The sequence below is a fragment of the Hamadaea flava genome, from assembly GCF_024172085.1.
Lineage (GTDB): Bacteria > Actinomycetota > Actinomycetes > Mycobacteriales > Micromonosporaceae > Hamadaea > Hamadaea flava.
The window spans coordinates 1,542,879-1,560,715 of sequence record NZ_JAMZDZ010000001.1; the positions used below are offsets into that span (position 1 = coordinate 1,542,879).

The window sequence follows — 17,837 nt, forward strand, 5'->3', positions numbered from 1 at the left end:
CGATGAGGGTGCTGGTGGTCGAGGACCAGACGGAGCTGGCCGACTCGGTGGCGCGGGTGCTGCGGCGCGAGGGCATGGCCGTCGACGTCGCGTACGACGGCGCGGCCGCACTGGAGCGCACCGGCGTCGTGGACTATGACGTCGTCGTCCTGGACCGGGATCTGCCGGAGGTCCACGGGGACGACGTCTGCCGCGCCCTCGTCGACCGGGCGGCGCCGACGCGCGTCCTGATGCTCACGGCGTCGAGCACGATCGCCGAACGGGTCGAAGGGCTGGGCCTCGGCGCCGACGACTACCTGCCCAAGCCGTTCGCGTACGCCGAACTCGTGGCCCGCATCCGGGCGGTGGGCCGGCGGACCGCCCCGGCCGCGCCGCCGATCCTCGTGCACGGCGATCTGCGGCTCGACCCGGCGCAGCGCATCGCGACCCGGGCCGGTGCGCGGCTGTCGTTGAGCCCGAAGGAGTTCGCGGTGTTGGAATACCTGCTCACGGGCCAGGGCCGGGTGATCTCGGCGGAGGAGTTGCTCGACCGGGTGTGGGACGAGGCGGCCGATCCGTTCACCACGACCGTGAAGGCGACGATCAACCGGTTGCGGGCCAAGCTCGGCGACCCGCCGGTGATCGAGACTTTGAACCGTTCCGGCTACCGGGTGTCATGACGCCCCGGCACCGGCTTCGCCGCCGCTTCACCGTGCTCTACGGCGTCATGGCCGTCCTGTCCGGCGTGATCCTGCTCGGCATCGTCTTCGTCCTGGCCCAGGACCTGCCCCCGGCGGACGCTCCCGCCCCGGCCGGCGCCCCGCCCGCCGGGTCGGGCCCGATGGGCGTACCACCGGCCGTCTTCCTCGACTTCCGGGCCGACCTGGTACTCGTGTGCGGGATCGCGCTGGCGATCATGGCCGTGCTGTCGCTCGGCCTCGGCTGGCTGTACGCGGGCCGGATGCTGCGGCCGGTGCGGCAGATGACCGGACGCCTCCAGCAGATCTCCGGATCCAATGTGCACGAACGGCTGGCCCTGGCCGGTCCGCGCGACGAGTTCACGGAGCTCGGCGACACCATCGACGGCCTGCTCGCCCGGTTGGAAGCGGCGCTCGACGGGCAGAAACGGTTCGTCGCCAACGCCGCGCACGAACTGCGTACGCCGTTGACGGTCGAGCACGCGCTGATCGAGGAGCCGCTGATCGACCCGGACGCCACCGTGGAGGCGTACCGGGCGAACTTCGAACGCCTGCTCGCCGTCAACCGGCAGCGCGGGCGGCTGCTGGAGTCGCTGCTCACCCTCGCCAGCAGCGAGCACGGACGCGGACCCGGCGGCGGCCCGGACCATGCCGAGCCAGTCGATCTGGCGGCGATCGTGACGCGCGCGATCGAGGACCGGACCCGGCCCGCCGAGCTTCGAGGGCTGCGGATCAAATCCTCCGTCCGCCCGGCTCGGCTCGTCGGCGATCCGGCGCTGCTGGCGCGGCTGGTGGCCAACCTGTGCGACAACGCGTTCCACTACAACGTGGCGGGCGGCGTGATCGAGGTCGCGACGCGGACCGACACCGGGCTGGCGGTGCTCGTCGTCTCGAACACCGGGCCGGTGATCCCGCCGGACGAGGTGCAGCGCCTGTTCGAGCCGTTCCAGCGGCTGCACCGGATCGCCGACGACGATCGGCATGGGCTCGGCCTGTCGATCGTCCGCGCGATCGTGGCCGCGCACGACGGGCAGCTCACCGCGTCCGCGCGACCCGGTGGCGGGCTCATGGTCGAGATCGCGTTCCCGTCCGCCGAGCCGGCGGATCAGCTTTCCGGGCCGTAGACGCGGATCGCCGCCAGGTGCGCCCGTGGTACGCCGTTCGTCGCGGTGACCTCGATCCGCAGCGCGTCGGTGACGATCGCCTCCGGCAGGTCGTACGCCTGACGGCGCTGCCGGTTGCCGGTGACCTCCACGATCACCTGCCACTCGCCGGCCGCGTTCCGCGCCTCGATCCGGTAGTCGCGGACGAGCGTCGGCATGATCGCGTCCGGAGTGCGGTGATGGTGCAGGTTGATGAGGTCCACGTTGACGTCGTCGTCGGCGAGGACGTCCACGCGGGCGACCGTGATCGGCTCCGGCCAGTCCAGCGTGAGCGAGGCGGGCAGCTCGGCCGAGACCCACATGTGCGGGCCGCCGAACGGCCGCTGATAGCCGTCGACCGCCTTCTCCGGCGCGTACGCGGTCGTCGGGCCGGCGTCGACGCAGAAGTGCGGGGCGTCGGTCCACTCACGGAGCAGCTGCGGGGTCTCGTCCTGCGGGCGCAACGGGACTCGCGTCAGGCACAGCACGCCCGGTGTCGGCGTACCGGCCGACCAGAGCGAGACCGCGGGATTCGCCCCGACGACGAGGAACGCGTTGCCGGGTGCGTCCGGCCGCCAGGCCAACGGCACGTCCACCCACTGCTTCTCCCCCGCCGCCACGACAACCTGCGCCGCGGTGACCAGCCGGCGCGGCACGTAGTTCTGGCCCAGCTCCGGGTCGTGGAGTTCCACCCGCAGCTCGGTCGCCTCGGTCGCGGAGACGAGCAGCCGTACGCCGTCGAACGCCGGATCGACGGGGACGACGATCCCCGCGTCGGCAGCGAGCGCCCACGGCTCACCGGGATCGGTTGTCGCCACTGTGGACAGTGTCGAGGAGGCCGTCACCGAAGCGGTGCCCTGCAGCCCGTCCCCCAGGAGCGGCAGGCCCATGATCGAGGCGTCCGCCCGCAGCAGGGTCCGCTGCAGCAGTCCCCGATCGAGCTGCCGAGGACCGACCCCGTCGGCCACGCACAGGGCGGCCGCGGTCCCCGCCGCCTGACCCAGGGTCGCGCAGGTCGCCATGACCCGCGTCGACCCGAACGCGACGTGGCTGGCCGAGATGTCCCGCCCGGCGAACAGCAGATTCGTCGTGTTCACCGAATACAGGCTGCGGTACGGGATGTGGTAGACGCCGTCGGCGTACCGCTGTTTCGCGCCCGCCTCGGTGGCGTACATGCCCTGCGGCGGGTGCAGGTCGATGGACCACCCGCCGAAGGCGATCCGGTCGTCGAAGGGCGTCTGGCCGAGGATGTCGTGCTGGGTGAGCACGTAGTCGCCGACGAACCGGCGGTACTCCCGCTTGCCGGGCAGCGCGCCGACCCATTCGAGGGTCATCGTGTCGGCGTCGAACTTGCCGGAGTTCTTGATGTAGTCCCAGATCCCGTAGATGACCGACCACAGCTCGTCGCGGATGCGGTCGTTGTCGTGCACGGTGTCCAGCTCGCCGCCGTACTCGATCCACCAGTACGCGCAGCCGTTGTCCCCGGCCTTGATGATGCGCCGCTCGGGGATGGAGGTCGTGGTGATGTCCTTGGCGAACGACGGCGGGACGTAGCGGACCGGTTCCCCCGCGTCCTTGGTGTAGAACAGCAGCGTGCTGCCGAGGGTGATGTCGTCGGCCACCTCCGGCGCCCACGGCTCGCCGTACTCGGCGCGGCTCTCGCGGCCGATCCGGTACCGAGCCCCGGCCAGGTGCCCGACGAGACCGTCGCCGGTGCAGTCGAGGAACACCGGCGAGGTGAACCGAATCAGCCGTTCCGAGCCCATCATCCAGCCGGTGACCGCCTCGACGACCCGGGTGTCCTCGGGGCCGCTCGCGTCGACGAGGCGTACGTCGGTGTTGAGGTAGAGCGAGATGTTCGGCTCGGCGCGCACGGCGTCGAGCACCACCGCGTCCCAGAAGTACGGGTTGCCCTCCGGGTTGCGGTACTGGTTCTCCAGGAACAGCTCGCCCATGATGCCGCCCTCGCGGGCGTAGTGGTTCTTGCCGTGCCCGGTGGCCCCGACCACCCACACGCGCACCTCGCTGCTGGAGTTCCCGCCCAGCACCGGCCGGTTCGTGACCAGCGCGACGGTACGCCCGAGCCGGGCGGCGGCGATCGCGGCGCAGACCCCGGCCAGACCTCCCCCGATGATGGTGACGTCGTGGTGCGCGTGTTCGTTTCGCATGATCAGCAGTCCTCACCGAGGTTCGTGCAGAGTCCGTAGTACAGCCGGGGCGCGCCGTCGAGGACGACGCTGACCCGGCCCTGGGTCTTGGGCAGCAGGGTCTCCCGGCCGACGCAGTCGACCTGGCGGACGTGCGTACGGGTGGCGGCCAGCTGCACCGTGGTCTTGGTCTGCCACGTGTCGACCCATGTCTCCTGGGCCGCGTACGCGCTCGTCCCGGCGGCATGGTCGGCGTTCAAGACGTACCCGTCCTTGCGGCTCCACAGCACGTACATCGGCCCGGCCGGGGTGCTGAAGGCCAGCCCGTGCAGGTCCGGATCGTCGAAGGCCACCCAGCGGTCGAAGGTCGCCTCGTCGAGCGCCCGGGCGGCGGTCGCGTACGCCAGCAGCGAGGGCTTGGCGCTGGTGTCGCGGTTCATGAGCCCGTGGTGGAACTCGCCGTTGGCCGGTTCGGCCGCCTGCGGGTGATGGATCGTGCTGTCGTGCAACTGGTACCAGTTGACCCCGCGGACGCCCTCGGCCTTGGCCAGCGCCAGGGACAGCAGGACGTTCTCGGCGGCGTGCCGATAGGTGTCGTTCCACCAAGCGTTGGGCTTCGTGCACGCGTACGCCTCGGTCAGCCACAGCTCGGTCGGCGTCGTCTTGCCGGCCGCCGCGTCGTACTCCGCGACCAGCTCACGCGCCTTGCGGATCGAGCCGAGGAAGTTCCAGTAGCTGCCGGTCGAGCCCTGCGTCCAGGTCGACGGGTCGGGCGCGTAGTCCGGGGTGAAGTTGCCCCGGCCCGGGTGGAAGGCGAGCGCGTCGATGCGCGGCCAGCCGCCGGCCGCCTGGAAGTTCGCCAGCCAGTTGTAGTCCAGCCCGCCGAGCCCGCAGTTCATCACCTTGAAGGTCGCGCCCGTATCGGCCATCGCGGCCCGCAACGGGATCAGCGCGTCGTCGGCGTACTGGGCGGCGCCCTGGCCGGACATCCACGGCTGGTTCAGCTCGTTGCCGGCCTCGTAGTAGCGCGCGCCGGCGGCGGTGCACAGCGCGGTGATCTCGGCCGCCCAGGCCGCCTTGGCCTCGGCGGTGCCGCCGATCGGGATGCCGCCCTTCTGTACATTGTGGAAGATCCCGAGGTCGTCGAGGTCGGCGACCGGGATGCCGGGCGCGCCGTCGTAGGCGATGCGGATCCACTTGACGCCGATGCGCCGCAACAGGTTCGCCACGTCGGCCTGGCTCGGGGCGAGCAGCCACGGGTAGTTGGCGATGCCGAACATGCTGTCCTGACCGGCCTGGTAGGCGTACGGCGGCAGGACCGCCAGCGTGGTGCGGGCCAGCGCCTCGTCCGCCCCGGCCGTCGCGGTGACCTCGGTGAGCAGGATGCCCTGCGGCGGCGCGGTCACCGTGAAGTCCCCGCTCCACGCGGCCCCGGCGGCCAGGTCGGCGGTGACGGTCTGGCTCGCGACCAGCGCACCGTCGAAGTCGCGCGCCCAGAACCCGATGGTGACCGTGCGCGCGGTGGTTCCGCCGTTGACGACCTGCGCGTGCACGGCCATCGGCTGACCGGCCGCGTCCCACAGATTGAAGGCCTGGTCGGTCCAGATCTCCGCGCCCAGCGCGCTCTGATCGGCGACGGTCGCCGCGGCCTGCGGCCGCAACTCCCCCAGGACCAGGGTCGCCTCGGTGGTCGCGCTGCTCGTCCCGGTCGCGGTGCCGGGGGCGTGCAGCCAGGTCGCATTCGTGTACGCCGGCGTAGTGGCCGCCAGCCGGAAGTAGCCGCGGGCGCCGGACCAGGTCTCGGCGTACAGCCCGCCGGCGTTGACCTCGTAGGGGATCCCGCCGCCGGCATCGCGGGTCCAGCGTGTCAACGCCGTGTACGCCTCCGCGGCGGTCGGACTCAGCACGGTACGCCCGATCATGAACCCGGTCGGGGTGAGGGTGGCCGAGCCGCTGACGTCGTACCGCAGGTGCGCCCGATGCCCGGTCACGTCGAACGTGCCGGTGATCGTGAGCGCGGACGCCGACGCGGGCAGCTTGTACGCGACCTTGATGGCCGGGCGGCCGTCGGGCAGCGTGATCAGCGACGGCGTACCGCCGAAGGTGCGCTGGGTGCCCAGGACGGCGTCCTTGAACAGGAAGTGGGTCAGGGTGATCCGGTCGGCGCTTCCGTCGTCGACGGTGATGCTGCCGTCGGCGTTGGCGGTGAGGGTGATGCCGTCGGCGGAGACGGTGATCGGATCGGCGTGCGCGGCGACGGCGGGCAGCACCGCGCCGGTCACGCCGACGGCGGCGCCTTGCAGGAGGGTGCGGCGACGAAGCATCGCTGGTTTCCTTCCAGGGGGACGGCGACTCTTACGGGGACTTTCCTGAGTGGTGCGTCAGCCCTTGACGCCGGTGAAGCCGAGTCCGGCGACGACGTACTTCTGGGCGAAGGCGAACACGATCACCGGCGGGAGCAGCGCCATCGCCATCGCGGCGATGAGCAGGTCCTGTGGCGCCTGTTCGGCGAGGTTGACCAGGGCGACGCTGATCGGCTGACGGGCCGGGTCGGACAGCACGACGAGCGGCCAGACGAAGTCCTTCCAGCTGTGCACCACCGCGAGCAGGCTGATCACGGCGAGCACGGGCCGGCTCATCGGCAGGACGATCCGGCGCAGCAGGGTCCAGGTGGACGCGCCGTCCACCCGGGCGGCGTCGAACAACTCGGCCGGCAGCGCGTCGAAGAAGCGTTTGGCCAGCAGGACGTTGAAGGCGTTGGCCCCGGCCGGCAGCCAGATCGCCCAGTAGGTGTTGGCCAGGTTGAGGTGGAGCACCGGGACGTCGATGACGGTCAGGAACAGGCTGACCATCGACACCGTGTACGGCACGAACATCGTGGCCAGGATGGCGGCGTATACGTAGCGGCCGAAGCGGGGCCGCAGCACCGACAGGGCGAAGCCGGCCGTCACGGCGACGAACAACTGCACCGCCCACGAACCGGCGACGATCCAGAACGTGTTCGCCAGGTACGCGCCCACGCCGAGGTCGCTCAGCGCGGTGCCGAAGTTCTCCGGCCGCGCGTCGGCCGGCCACAGCCGCAGCGGGTCGGCCGACAGCTCGGCGGGCGGCGACACCGCGCCCTTGACCGTCCAGTAGAGCGGGCCGAGTCCGAACAGGACCAACGCCAGCAGGGTGAGCAGCTGGATCGTTCGCAGCCCGAACCGGGTGCCCGGCCGCCGCCGTTCGTGGGTGGAGATGAAGGTGGTCGTGCTCACGAGCGGCTCCAGCTTCGGGTGGCGCGCAGGTACACCGCCGACAGCACGGCCAGCGCGATGGCGAGCAGGAACGACAGCGCGGCGGCCTGGCCGTACGCGCCGTTCTGGAAGGCGTACCGGAAGATCAGCAGCAGCACGGTGACCGTCGAGTCCTGCGGTCCACCACCGGTGAAGACGTAGGGCTCGGTGAACACCTGGATCGTGCTGATCAGCTGCATCAGCAGCAGCAAGCCGATGGTGGGGCGCAACTGGGGCAGCGTCACGTGCCAGATCCGCTTCCAGATGCCGGCGCCGTCGCTCTCGGCCGCCTCGTAGAGTTCGGCCGGGATGCCGACCATCGCGGCGAGGTAGATCAGCACCGCGCCGCCCATGCCGGCCCAGGTGGACTCCAGGACGAGGCTGAGCATCGCGGAGTCCGGCGACTGCAACCACGGGAACGGGCCGAGCCCGACCAGCCCGAAGACCGCGTTGAACAGGCCCGATCCGGGGTCGTAGAACCACTTCCACAGCAGCACCGACACCACCGGCGGGATGACCACCGGCAGGTACGCCAGGAAGCGGTAGATGCCGCCGGCCCGGCGTACCGTCGACATGATCGCGGCGAGGATCAGCGGCGCGGGGAAGCCGATCAGCAACGCCAGGCCGACGAACAGCAGCGTGTTGCCGGCGGCCTTGCCCAGCAGCGGGTCGGCGAAGATCGCGTGGAAGTTGTCCAGGCCGACCCAGCGGGCCGGCTCGACCAGATTGGTCTCCTGGAAGCTGATCAGCAGGCCCCGGATGATCGGCCACCAGGAGAACAGCCCGAACACCACGAACGCCGGGATGAGCAGGACGAACGCGACCGCGTCGGCCCGCCACGCCGACCGGCGGCGCGACCGGGCCGCTCCGGCGGCGATGGCGCCGCCGGAGCGTTCGGTGGACCGGGCCGGGACCTCGGTCAGGTCGGCACTCATTTCTGGGCGGCGGCGAGCTTGGCGTTCACGTCGGACTCGGCCTTCGCCAGCAGGGCGTCGACGTCGGCGTTGCGGTCGGTCAGCACGGCCTGGATCGCGGTGTCGAGGGCGGCGTAGATGGCCTGGGCCTGCACCGCCGGCTCCGCGCGCAGCGCCAGCGCGGGCGTCCCGGTCAGGTACGGCGCGAAGTGCGGCAGCTCGACGTTGACGTACGGCTGGATCGCGGCCGTGATCTTGTCCTGCTGCGCCTGGTTGAACAGCGGCAACGTGGGTACGCCGACTGCCGCCTTCGGGTCGGCCGCCAGCGCCTTGGCGTTGGCCGCGGCGACCGCCGGGTCATACTGCGGCTGGGCGTACGCGAACAGCAGCCACTTGACCGCGGCGGCGCGCTTGGCCGCCGACACCGACGCCGGAACCATGTAGATCTTGCCGCCCGACAGCGTGGCGTTGCCGCCCGCCTGGGGCATCGCGCCGATGCCGTAGTCGCCGGTGTTCGTCATGCCGTAGGTGACCTTGGCCAGCCGGTAGGTGCCCGGCGTGCCGAGGAACATGCCGACCTGGCCGGCGGCGAACGCCTTGATCACGTCGTTCTGGTTGTTGAGCAGGTTGCGGCCCAGCGAGTCGTCGGTCCACCGCATCGTCTTGAGCAGGTTCAGCGCGCTCTTGGTCGGCGCGCTGTTGAAGTCCGCCACGTACTTGCCGTTGTCGAGGCGCTCCATCGAGCCGCCGTGCGCGTACGTGATCATCGTGAGCTGCCAGCCGCCCTGGTTGTCCTTCGACTCCTGGACATAGCCGGGCTTGCCGGTCTTGGCGGCGATCTGCTTCGCGTACGCCTGGACGTCGGCCCACGTCGTCGGCGGCTTGTCCGGGTCGAGCCCGGCCTGGGCGAACAGCGCGCGGTTGTAGACCAGGCCCAGCGCGAACGGAGCCTCCGGTACGCCGTACACCTCGCCGGCGGCGTCGCTGATCGGCTTGAGGACCTGCGGGTTGAACTCCTGGTAGTGGTTCCACCCGCGCAGGTCGCCGGTGATCGACGAGACCTGCTTGCGTTCGATGAGCCCCTGCGGCTCGGTGAGCGGGACGCTGATGACGTCCTCGATGCTGCCGCCGGCCAGCTTGGCCGAGAAGGTCATCGAGTCCCAGACGTTGGTCGAGCCCTCGATCTTGATGCCCGGGTTGGCCTTCTCGAAGTCGGCGACCAGCTTGGCGAACTGGTCCAGGCTCGCCTTCTCGGTGGCCGGCGGCATCCCCTGCACGCGGAGGACGATCGTGTCGCCCGTGCCGTCGCTGGTGGGCTTGAGCGAGTCGCAGCCGGTCAACGCGGCCACCGCCGCGCCGCCGAACAGCGCGAGGGCGGACCGTCGGGTGGTTCTCATGTCGCACTCCCAGGGGTGGGGCGTCCGTACGCGGGACGCGAAGGGCTGCCGGCTCGGGGCCGATGGCCCCTGCCGTTGCGGATGTTCAGATGTCAGGCGGCGGCCGGACCGGTCGACGCCCGGGGAATGAGCCGCGATCCGATCTCGACCTTGCGGGCGGGCTGATCGGGATCGGCGACGGTCTCGGCGAGCAGGTCGCCCGCCTTCGTGGCGATCTCCTCGGCGGAGATGCGGATGGTGGTCAGCGACGGGGTCGCGGTGGTGGCCAGCAGGGTGTCGTCGATGCCGATGACGCTGACGCGGCCGGGCACGTCGATGCCGAGCCGGGACAGTTGGTGCAGGATGCCGAGGGCGACGAGGTCGTTGTGGGCCACGACGGCGGTCGCCTCGTTGGCGGCGACCAGAGTCGCGGCGTGGACGCCGGTCTCGAAGCGCGGTTCGTAGGGGCCGAGTTCGATCAGGGCGAGGTCATGCGCGGCGAACGATTCCCGGATGGACTTGCCCCGCGACAGTTCGGGGCGGGACCCGTCGACGAAGACGCACCGGCGATGCCCATACGCCCGCAGGTGCTCGGCGGCCTGAGTCAGCCCGGCGGCGAGCGACACGTGCACCTCGCTGATCCCGTCGACGTGCCGGTTGCCCAGCACCAGCGGCACCTGCCGGGACAGCTCGACGAGCCGGTCGTCGGGCAATGTGGACGCCCACAGCAGCAGCCCGTCGACCTTCTTCACGACCGCCGCGATCGTCTCGATCTCGTCGGCCTCACGCTCGTCGCTGTCGGCGACCAGCAGGGTGTAGCCCTGACGGCGGGCGCGGGCCTGCATCGCCTTGAAGATCGGCGGGAAGAACGGGTTGGCGATGTCGGGGATGACCAGACCCAGCGTCCCGGTACGCCCGCCGCGCAGCGACCGCGCCGCCGGGTTCGGCGAGTAGCCCAGCCGGGTGGCCGCCTCCAGGATGCGCTGCAACGTACGCTCGCCGACCTGGTCCGGGGCGGTGAACGCCCGCGAGACGGTGGAGATGGATACTCCCGCCGCGCTGGCGACCTCACGAATGGTGACCGCCACCCTCACCCCTCCTCGCATGATCCGATGCCCGAGGATCGTTGCAAACCTTCCCGCAAGTGTCAAGGGCGTTACGCCACGGAAAAATCCCTGCTGTTGACGCCGATCAAGGCTGCCGTTTACCTTGTTCCGCGAACGCTCCCATGATTTGCGGGAACGTTTTCATAGGCGCTCATGGGCCCTCACGGGCTGTCTGGGGAGGACACGGCATGAAGATCACGGGGTGGGAGATCCTGACCCTGCCCGATCACGGCGACAGCATGATGCTCGTCGTGGTCGACACGGACGAGGGCGTCTACGGACTCGGCGAAGTCGGCATCCGGTCCCGGCAACGGGCGGTCGCCGGTGGGATCGACCACCTCGGCGAGCTGCTGATCGGCGAGGACCCGATGCGCGTCGAGCACCTGTGGCAGGTCATGTTCCGCCGCGGCTTCTTCCCGGCCGACCGCATCCTCGGCGCGGCCATCGCCGCCCTCGACGTCGCGCTGTGGGACATCCGGGGCAAGGCTTTGGGCGTACCGATCTATCAATTGCTGGGCGGCGCGAATCGCGACTTCGTGCCCTGCTACACCCACCTCGGTGACGACGTGTCCGTGCTCCTGGACCGGGCCGCGGACCTGGTGGCCAAGGGCTGGCGGCACCTGCGCTTCGCGGTGCCGCAGGAGGGCGACCAGCTGGACCAGCGCGCGAGCATGCGCGCGGGCATCGAGCTGTTCCATCGAGTACGCGACGCGGTCGGCGACGAGATCGAACTGATCCTGGACGTCCACACGCGACTGGATCCGCCGGAGGCGGTGACCCTGTGCCGGGAGATCGAGTCGGCGCGACCGTACTTCGTGGAGGATCCACTTCGGAGCGAAGGGCTGGACAGCTATCGCATGCTCCGGACGCGCACCGGCGTGCCGTTGGCGGCCGGCGAGCAGTTCGGCTCCAAATGGGAGTTCCAGCGGCTGCTCGAACAGGATCTGATCGACTACGCGCGGGTGGACGTCGGCGTGGCGTCCGGGCTGACCGAGGCGAAGAAGATCGCCGCGATGGCCGAAGCCCACTACATCAAGCTCGCCACCCACAATCCGCTTGGGCCGGTGACCGCCGCCTCGTCGCTGCACCTCAATCTGGCCTGCCCGAACGTCGGCGTTCAGGAGCACCAGAACGATCCGGAACCGGTCACCGCGGCGGTCTTCACGCAGCGGCCGGAGGTGCGTCCCGGCCGGGCCGAGATCCCCACCGCGCCGGGCCTCGGCGTCGACATCGACCGGGCCGCCGCCCGGGAGCTGCAGGCGCGGGCAGCCGAACGCCCGCATCTGCGCGCCACCGACGGCGCCTTCACCAACTGGTGAGAGGCTTAGCCGCATGACAATCTCGCGCGTACTGGTGACGGGCGCGGCCGGGCGGATCGGCCGGGCGGTGCTCGCCCGGCTCGCCGAGCAGGGGGTCGCCGCGCACGCCCTGGTCCTCGATGATCCCGGCGACCTGGCCGCCGACCGCGTCTTCACCGGTTCGGCCGCCGATCCCGCGCGCGTGCGTACGGCGCTGGACGGGGTGGACGGCGTGATCCACCTCGCCGCGATCCCGACCCCCGAACGCAACGAGGCGCTGGAGGTGTTCACCGCCAACGTCTCGGCGACCTTCGCCGTCCTCGAGGAGGCGGGCCGGGCCGGCATCCGGCGGGCGGTCATCGCCAGCAGCTACGCCGCGACCGGGCTGCCGTTCGCGCGTACGCTGCTGCATCCGGCGTACGTGCCGATCGATCCGGCGATGCCGACCGAGATCGAGGACCCGTACGCCCTGTCTAAGCAGACCGACGAACTCACCGCGGCGATGATGGCCCACCGACACGGCATGACCGTCGTCGCGCTGCGCTACCCGTTCGTCGGCGGCTTCGACGAACGCCTCCCCGGCTGGGCCGCGAAGATCGCCGAGCGGCCGGAACTGGGCGCCCGGGATCTCTGGTCCTATCTGGAGACGGGGGACGCGGCCCGTGCGGCGCACCTCGCCCTCGGCGCTCCGGTGTCCGGCGCCCCGGTGTTCTACGTCGCCGCACCCCGGACGGTGGTCCCCTACTCGACCGCCGAGCTGCTCGACCGCTTCCATCCCGGCGTACCGCGCCGGGCGGACCTGCCGGGCCGGACCGTGCCGATCGATCTGCGGCCCGCCCGCGAGGTGCTGGGTTTCACCGCCGCATACGAACTCGACCTCGGCGACTGATCACGGGCGAGGTACGCGTCAGCGGGCGATCAGGGTACGCAGGACGGGGCGGGCCGCTTCGACGGGATCGGCGTCCGGCGGCATTCGTAGCGCGCCGCTGATCCACAGGCTCGCGAAGCCGTGTGCGATCGACCACGCGGCCAAGGTGGCGTCCGCCGGCCGTGCCGCCGCGCCCGGCACGGCGACCGAGCCCTTGCGCAGCACTTCGGCCGCCCGGATCTCGGCCGCCTGGAGGGCTTCGTCGTCTTGCCGGTAGAGGGCCGGTTGGAACATCACGGAGAAGTGCACCGGGTGGTGGACGGCGAATCCCACGTACGCCACCCCGGCCGCGAGGAAGTCCGTCTCCGCGGCTTCCAGCGCGTCCGCGAGCAGGCCGAATCCCTCGGCGGCGATGGCGGTGAGCACGCCTGCCTTGTCGCCGAAGTGGTACGCCGGAGCCGCGTGGGAGACCCCGGCCCGGCGGGCCAGCTCCCGCAGGCTCCACCCGTCGAGACCGGATTCGCCGATCGCCGCGACGGCGGCGGTGACGATCGTGCGGCGGAGGTCTCCATGGTGGTATCCGGCCTTGGTCACGGCGTTCTCTCCTCGACATCGACTCAACTTGTCATTGACAAGATAGCGTACCGGAGCTAGTTTTTTCGACCATATCTTGACGTTGACTAGTTCCGGAGGTCCGCCATGACAATCCTCGTCCTGCTGATCGCGCTCGCCGTGTTTCGCGGGCTCGGCGCGCTCGGCGTACGCCGCTTCGCGACCTGGCCCACGGCTGCGGCCCACGCCCTAGCGATCATGCTGTTCATGACGTCCAGCGCACACTTCGTCCCCGGCGACGTCACCGTGATGCCGACCCACGACGATCTGCTGGCGATGGTCCCGCCGGTCGTGCCGTTCCCGTCCGCCATGGTCTACCTCACCGGCGTACTGGAGTTCCTGGGCGCACTCGGCCTGATCATCGGCCGCACCCGCCGGGCGGCCGGATACTGCCTCGCCCTGCTGTTCGTCATCATGCTCCCCGCCAACGTGTACGCCGCCGTCGCCGAAGTCCCGTTCGACGGCGCCCCGGCGACTCCGTTGTGGCAGCGCATCCCGGAGCAGATCCTCTACATCGCGGTGGCGCTGTGGCCCACCCGCGGTGCGCTGCCTCTGCCACGCCTGCCGATGCGGTCGCGCCGTCAGGCGGCCTGACGAGGATCCAGCCGGATGACCGGCAGTACGCGGTCGGTCCGCTCCTGGTACTGCGCGAAACGCGGGGCAGCCGCGACGATCTGCCGCCAGGCGTGCTCGCGTTCGTCACCGTGGAGTTGGCGGGCGACCACCTCGATGGTCCGGCCCCCGACCTCGATCCGGACCTTGTCGGGGTGGGCGGAGAGGTTGTAGTACCAGGCGGGGTTGTCGACAGCGGCATTGGCCGAGGCGACGATGATGCGGCTGCCGTCGGGACCGGGAAACCAGCCGACCGGGTTCGCCCGTTCCTGGCCGCTGCGGCGGCCGACGGTGGTGAGGACAAGGGCGTTGAAGCCCATCATCGTGCCGGTGCCGGACCGACGCAGGCGCCTGGTCATCATCGTGTTGACCCAGCGAAAGAACCGCCCCTTGGGCTGGCGCCGGCCGCGGGTTCCCCGGCGAGTGTCGAATGTCATGGGGCAGCCTCCGATGTCGAGGGGTCCGGTCAGCAGGTGTCGGCCCGGACGGCGGGGGACGTGCCGTCGCCGTGCAGTCGCTCGAGCAACGGGGTCAGCGTCTCGCGCTCGCCGTCCGTGAGCCGATGCAGGATCATGTTGCGCTCGGCCACCGCCTCGGCGATCCGGCCTCGCACCGCCGCCCCCTCGTCCGTCAGGGCGAGCATCTTGACGCGGCGGTCCTCGCCGGGAACCCGGGCCACGAGGCCGCGCTCCTCCAGCTGATCGGCCAGGCTCGTGATGTAGGACCGATCGCAGTGCAAGCGCTCGGCGAGGTCCCGCATCGGGGCCGGGGTGGCCAGCAGCACGACCGCCCGAGCGAGCGGCACGGACAGACCCAGCGCACCGACCGTGGCGGCGAAGTCCACCTTGGCCTGCTCCACGATGCCGACCAGCAGCTCCGCCAATCGGCCCGCCTCAGCGAGTCGCGCCTCCCGATCTGTCATGCGCCCCACATTACTACACAAACTCAATAGTTGACGAACTCATGTATTGCGCTACGGTGGATGCGTGACCCGCTCAACTATCTGGCGGGCCAACGAATGCCTTCGGGAGCGGACAACGATGAACACCCCATTTGAACCATTCGACCTCGGCGGTACGCGGCTGGCGAACCGCATCGCGATGGCGCCGATGACCCGCAGCCGGGCGTACGGCCCCGGCGGCACGCCGACCGATCTCATGGCGACCTACTACGCACAACGGGCGGGCGCCGGACTGATCGTGACGGAGGGCATCCAGCCCTCGGTCGTCGGTCAGGGCTACCCCGACACGCCGGGCCTGCACTCCACGGAGCAGGTCGCCGCCTGGCGAACAGTCACCGACGCCGTCCACGAGCGCGGCGGGGTGATCTTCGCCCAGCTGATGCACACCGGACGGGTGGGCAACCCCGACCTGCTGCCCGGCGACCTGACGCCGGTCAGCGCGTCGGCGGTGGCCGCCCAGGGCCAGGTCTACACGCACGATGGCCCGAAGCCCTTCCCGACGCCACGGCCGCTGACCGAGGCCGAGATCACCGAGACCATCGCCGACTTCGCCGACGCGGCACGCAACGCGATCGACGCCGGGTTCGACGGCGTGGAACTGCACGGCGCCAACGGCTACCTGATCCACCAGTTCCTGTCGTCCAACGCCAACCAGCGCACCGACGGGTGGGGCGGCACGGTCGAGGGCCGGATCCGCTTCGCCGTCGAGGTCACGACGGCGGTGGTGGCCGCCGTCGGCGGCGACAAGGTAGGCCTGCGGATCTCGCCCGGCAACACGCTGCACGACATCGTCGAGGACGACGTGGACCAGACCTACAAGTCGCTGGTCGGCGCGATCGCCGAGCTCGGGCTGGCGTACCTGCACATCATGGAGGCTCCGGCCAAGCGGGAGCTGACCACCGCGCTGCGGGCACAATGGCCGAGCGCCTTGATCCTCAACCCCAACACGTATCCGGAGCCGACCGGGCTCGACGCGCTGTCGCTCCTGCGGGACGGCACCGCCGACCTCATCTCGTTCGGCGCGCTGTTCGTGGCCAACCCCGATCTGCCCGACCGACTGGCCGCCGGCGGTCCGTTCACCTCGCCGGACCGCGGCAGCTTCTTCGGCGGCGACCACCGCGGGTACACCGACTACCCCACCCTCCCCTGAAAGGCGGTCCGGGGCGGCGTCCACCATCGCCTCGGACCGCCCTCGCCCATCGACGTCTCATCTGGAGCAGACATGGCTTTCACCGAAGAAGAGATCGCCTACCTGCGGTCCCAGCCGCTGGCTCGGATCGCCACCGTCGCGGCCGACGGCCAGCCCGACGTCGTCCCGGTGGGCTTCGAGTTCGACGGCACGTACTTCTACATCGGCGGCTTCGACCCGGGCAAGACGCGCCGCACCAAGAACGTGCGAGCGGGCAACATCAAGGTCGCTCTGGTCATCGACGACCTGGCCTCGGTACGCCCATGGTCCCCGCGATACGTGCGTGTGTACGGCACCGCGGAGATCATCGAGCGCCGGACCCGGTTCGGCACGGCCCCGATCCTGAAGATCACTCCGGAGGTCTCCTGGAGCATGAACCTCGGCGGCGAGTGGCATCGCGACAGCGGCGAGCTCACTCCACACAAGACTGTCCACGAACCTCCGGCAGCATCGAGCTGATCACGGTCACGGCTTTCGGCGTACCAGCAGGCCATCGACGCGCTGATGCGGGCGATGGCCGGGTTCGCCCTCGACCGGAAGCGATCCGCCCGCCGGCGATCGCGATCGTCGAAGGCGGACCGGCTACCGGCGGCGCCGGAACGGCGTAGGGGCTCCCTCGACCACGTGGCGCCGGCGGAACGCCGCCCAGCTGATGCCGTCCGGCCGGGCCTCGCGCGGGCCGCCGGTGGAGTCGAAGTGGTAGGGCCCACTCTCCCGCTCGCCGACGAAGCCGTCCATGAACGCGCTGGCCTCGGCCTCGGCGGCCTGGAACGCCTCCTCGGTCGGATAGTCCGCCGAGCGGAGGTGGAAAGCCAGCTGAAGCTCGTCGTACGCCTCGCCCCAGTAGAAGTGGTAGAGCGTCATGTCAGAAGAACGCGCCGGCCACCCCCTCCGGTTGGGCGAAACTCAGGCGAGTGACATGAACAACTTCTCCATCTGCGCGATGTCGGCCGCTTGGTCGGAACCGTCGTTCTTGCCCGACATGCACTGCTGGAGCCCACTGGCGACGATCTTGAATCCGGCCCGGTCGAGGGCGCGGGACACGGCCGCGAGCTGGGTGACCACGTCCGCGCAGTCGCGACCGTCTTCGAGCATCGCGATGACGCCCCGGATCTGGCCTTCGGCGCGGCGTAGGCGGCGAACCACGTCGCCGACGGTGTCGCCTTCGATCTGCATGCGCTTCCCCTCCCGAACCAGCTGCTTGAACGATACATCGGGGGGTATCGGGGGCCGCTATGGCGATCGGCCGTCCAGCCGGGCTATTGTTCCTGGTAGCAATACCCCCGGGGGTATCAAATCAGAGCTGGAGGGAACCACATGTCCGAGATCGATATGTCCGAGATCGATCTGGCGGCCTTCACCGCCGCCCACGCCGCCGGAGCGGTGGTCGTCGACGTCCGCGAGCCGGAGGAGTACGTGCGCGGCCACGTGCCCGGCGCCCGCCTGATCCCGCTCGGCCGGCTGCCCCAGCAGGTCTCCGAGCTGCCCCTGGCCGAGCGGATCTACCTGATCTGCGCGGCTGGCAATCGCAGCAAGGCGGCCGTGAGCCTGCTCACCCGAGCCGGCTTCGACGCGGTCTCGGTCGTCGGCGGCACCAGCGCCTGGCAGCGCGCGGGCCGGGCCACGGTGACCGGCAGCCAGCCGGGCTCGATCTGAGCAC

At 70.6% G+C, this 17,837-nt stretch carries 19 protein-coding genes; 8 read left to right on the forward strand and 11 right to left on the reverse strand.

Annotated features, from left to right (window positions below; genetic code table 11):
* Positions 1–2 precede the first annotated feature (2 nt).
* Positions 3–659: a response regulator transcription factor gene (locus HDA40_RS07435; RefSeq protein ID WP_253753304.1), complete on the forward strand. Its 657-nt coding sequence runs from the start codon at positions 3–5 to the stop codon at positions 657–659.
* Positions 656–1,801, forward strand: coding sequence for a sensor histidine kinase (locus HDA40_RS07440; RefSeq protein WP_253753306.1), 1,146 nt, complete (start codon positions 656–658; stop codon positions 1,799–1,801). Before HDA40_RS07435 ends, HDA40_RS07440 begins: the two co-directional genes overlap by 4 nt.
* Here HDA40_RS07440 and HDA40_RS07445 read toward each other — a convergent pair.
* From HDA40_RS07445 to HDA40_RS07470, 6 genes are all read right to left on the reverse strand, one after another.
* A complete protein-coding gene (locus HDA40_RS07445; protein WP_253753308.1) occupies positions 1,783–3,987 on the reverse strand; it encodes an FAD-dependent oxidoreductase in 2,205 nt (734 codons plus the stop codon). The two genes, HDA40_RS07440 and HDA40_RS07445, sit on opposite strands and share 19 nt — an antisense overlap.
* Before the next feature lie 2 nt (positions 3,988–3,989).
* Positions 3,990–6,290 carry a hypothetical protein gene (locus HDA40_RS07450; protein WP_253753310.1) on the reverse strand — a complete coding sequence of 767 codons (2,301 nt, stop codon included), beginning with the start codon at positions 6,288–6,290 and terminating at the stop codon, positions 3,990–3,992.
* 57 nt (positions 6,291–6,347) lie between these two features.
* Positions 6,348–7,223 (reverse strand): carbohydrate ABC transporter permease, encoded by an 876-nt coding sequence (locus tag HDA40_RS07455; protein ID WP_253753312.1) that lies wholly within the window; start codon positions 7,221–7,223, stop codon positions 6,348–6,350.
* Entirely contained in the window at positions 7,220–8,176 is a 957-nt protein-coding gene (locus tag HDA40_RS07460; protein ID WP_253753314.1) for a carbohydrate ABC transporter permease, read from the reverse strand. The genes HDA40_RS07455 and HDA40_RS07460 overlap by 4 nt, the downstream gene beginning before the upstream one ends.
* On the reverse strand, positions 8,173–9,552 hold the full coding sequence (locus HDA40_RS07465; RefSeq protein WP_253753316.1) for an ABC transporter substrate-binding protein: 1,380 nt from the start codon (positions 9,550–9,552) through the stop codon (positions 8,173–8,175). Before HDA40_RS07465 ends, HDA40_RS07460 begins: the two co-directional genes overlap by 4 nt.
* Positions 9,553–9,644: 92 nt before the next feature.
* Positions 9,645–10,619, reverse strand: coding sequence for a LacI family DNA-binding transcriptional regulator (locus HDA40_RS07470; protein ID WP_253753318.1), 975 nt, complete (start codon positions 10,617–10,619; stop codon positions 9,645–9,647).
* Positions 10,620–10,825: 206 nt separating this feature from the next.
* Here HDA40_RS07470 and HDA40_RS07475 point away from each other — a divergent pair, with 206 nt between their 5' ends.
* Both HDA40_RS07475 and HDA40_RS07480 read left to right on the forward strand, forming a co-directional pair.
* Positions 10,826–11,956 (forward strand): mandelate racemase/muconate lactonizing enzyme family protein, encoded by a 1,131-nt coding sequence (locus tag HDA40_RS07475; RefSeq protein ID WP_253753319.1) that lies wholly within the window; start codon positions 10,826–10,828, stop codon positions 11,954–11,956.
* A 13-nt stretch (positions 11,957–11,969) separates the two neighbouring features.
* Positions 11,970–12,824, forward strand: coding sequence for an NAD-dependent epimerase/dehydratase family protein (locus tag HDA40_RS07480; RefSeq protein WP_253753321.1), 855 nt, complete (start codon positions 11,970–11,972; stop codon positions 12,822–12,824).
* A gap of 18 nt (positions 12,825–12,842) precedes the next feature.
* On the opposite strand, the gene HDA40_RS07485 is transcribed toward HDA40_RS07480, so the two are convergent.
* On the reverse strand, positions 12,843–13,397 hold the full coding sequence (locus tag HDA40_RS07485) for a TetR/AcrR family transcriptional regulator (protein WP_253753322.1): 555 nt from the start codon (positions 13,395–13,397) through the stop codon (positions 12,843–12,845).
* Positions 13,398–13,502: 105 nt separating this feature from the next.
* On the opposite strand from HDA40_RS07485, the gene HDA40_RS07490 reads away from it, so the two are divergent.
* The gene (locus tag HDA40_RS07490) at positions 13,503–14,009 is read left to right on the forward strand and encodes a DoxX family protein (protein ID WP_253753323.1); all 507 of its coding nucleotides are present in this window, start codon (positions 13,503–13,505) and stop codon (positions 14,007–14,009) included.
* Here HDA40_RS07490 and HDA40_RS07495 read toward each other — a convergent pair.
* Together HDA40_RS07495 and HDA40_RS07500 are read right to left on the reverse strand one after the other, a co-directional pair.
* On the reverse strand, positions 13,997–14,464 hold the full coding sequence (locus tag HDA40_RS07495) for a nitroreductase/quinone reductase family protein (protein WP_253753324.1): 468 nt from the start codon (positions 14,462–14,464) through the stop codon (positions 13,997–13,999). The two genes, HDA40_RS07490 and HDA40_RS07495, sit on opposite strands and share 13 nt — an antisense overlap.
* A gap of 29 nt (positions 14,465–14,493) precedes the next feature.
* Positions 14,494–14,949, reverse strand: coding sequence for a MarR family winged helix-turn-helix transcriptional regulator (locus HDA40_RS07500; protein ID WP_253753326.1), 456 nt, complete (start codon positions 14,947–14,949; stop codon positions 14,494–14,496).
* Between the two features lie 64 nt (positions 14,950–15,013).
* Here HDA40_RS07500 and HDA40_RS07505 point away from each other — a divergent pair, with 64 nt between their 5' ends.
* The gene (locus HDA40_RS07505) at positions 15,014–16,138 is read left to right on the forward strand and encodes an alkene reductase (RefSeq protein ID WP_253753327.1); all 1,125 of its coding nucleotides are present in this window, start codon (positions 15,014–15,016) and stop codon (positions 16,136–16,138) included.
* A 72-nt stretch (positions 16,139–16,210) separates the two neighbouring features.
* On the forward strand, positions 16,211–16,636 hold the full coding sequence (locus tag HDA40_RS07510; protein WP_253753328.1) for a PPOX class F420-dependent oxidoreductase: 426 nt from the start codon (positions 16,211–16,213) through the stop codon (positions 16,634–16,636).
* 123 nt (positions 16,637–16,759) lie between these two features.
* On the opposite strand, the gene HDA40_RS07515 is transcribed toward HDA40_RS07510, so the two are convergent.
* Positions 16,760–17,041: a hypothetical protein gene (locus HDA40_RS07515; RefSeq protein ID WP_253753332.1), complete on the reverse strand. Its 282-nt coding sequence runs from the start codon at positions 17,039–17,041 to the stop codon at positions 16,760–16,762.
* 42 nt (positions 17,042–17,083) lie between these two features.
* Positions 17,084–17,353, reverse strand: coding sequence for a metal-sensitive transcriptional regulator (locus tag HDA40_RS07520; protein WP_253753334.1), 270 nt, complete (start codon positions 17,351–17,353; stop codon positions 17,084–17,086).
* Positions 17,354–17,494: 141 nt separating this feature from the next.
* On the opposite strand from HDA40_RS07520, the gene HDA40_RS07525 reads away from it, so the two are divergent.
* Positions 17,495–17,833: a rhodanese-like domain-containing protein gene (locus tag HDA40_RS07525; protein ID WP_253753335.1), complete on the forward strand. Its 339-nt coding sequence runs from the start codon at positions 17,495–17,497 to the stop codon at positions 17,831–17,833.
* Positions 17,834–17,837 lie beyond the last annotated feature (4 nt).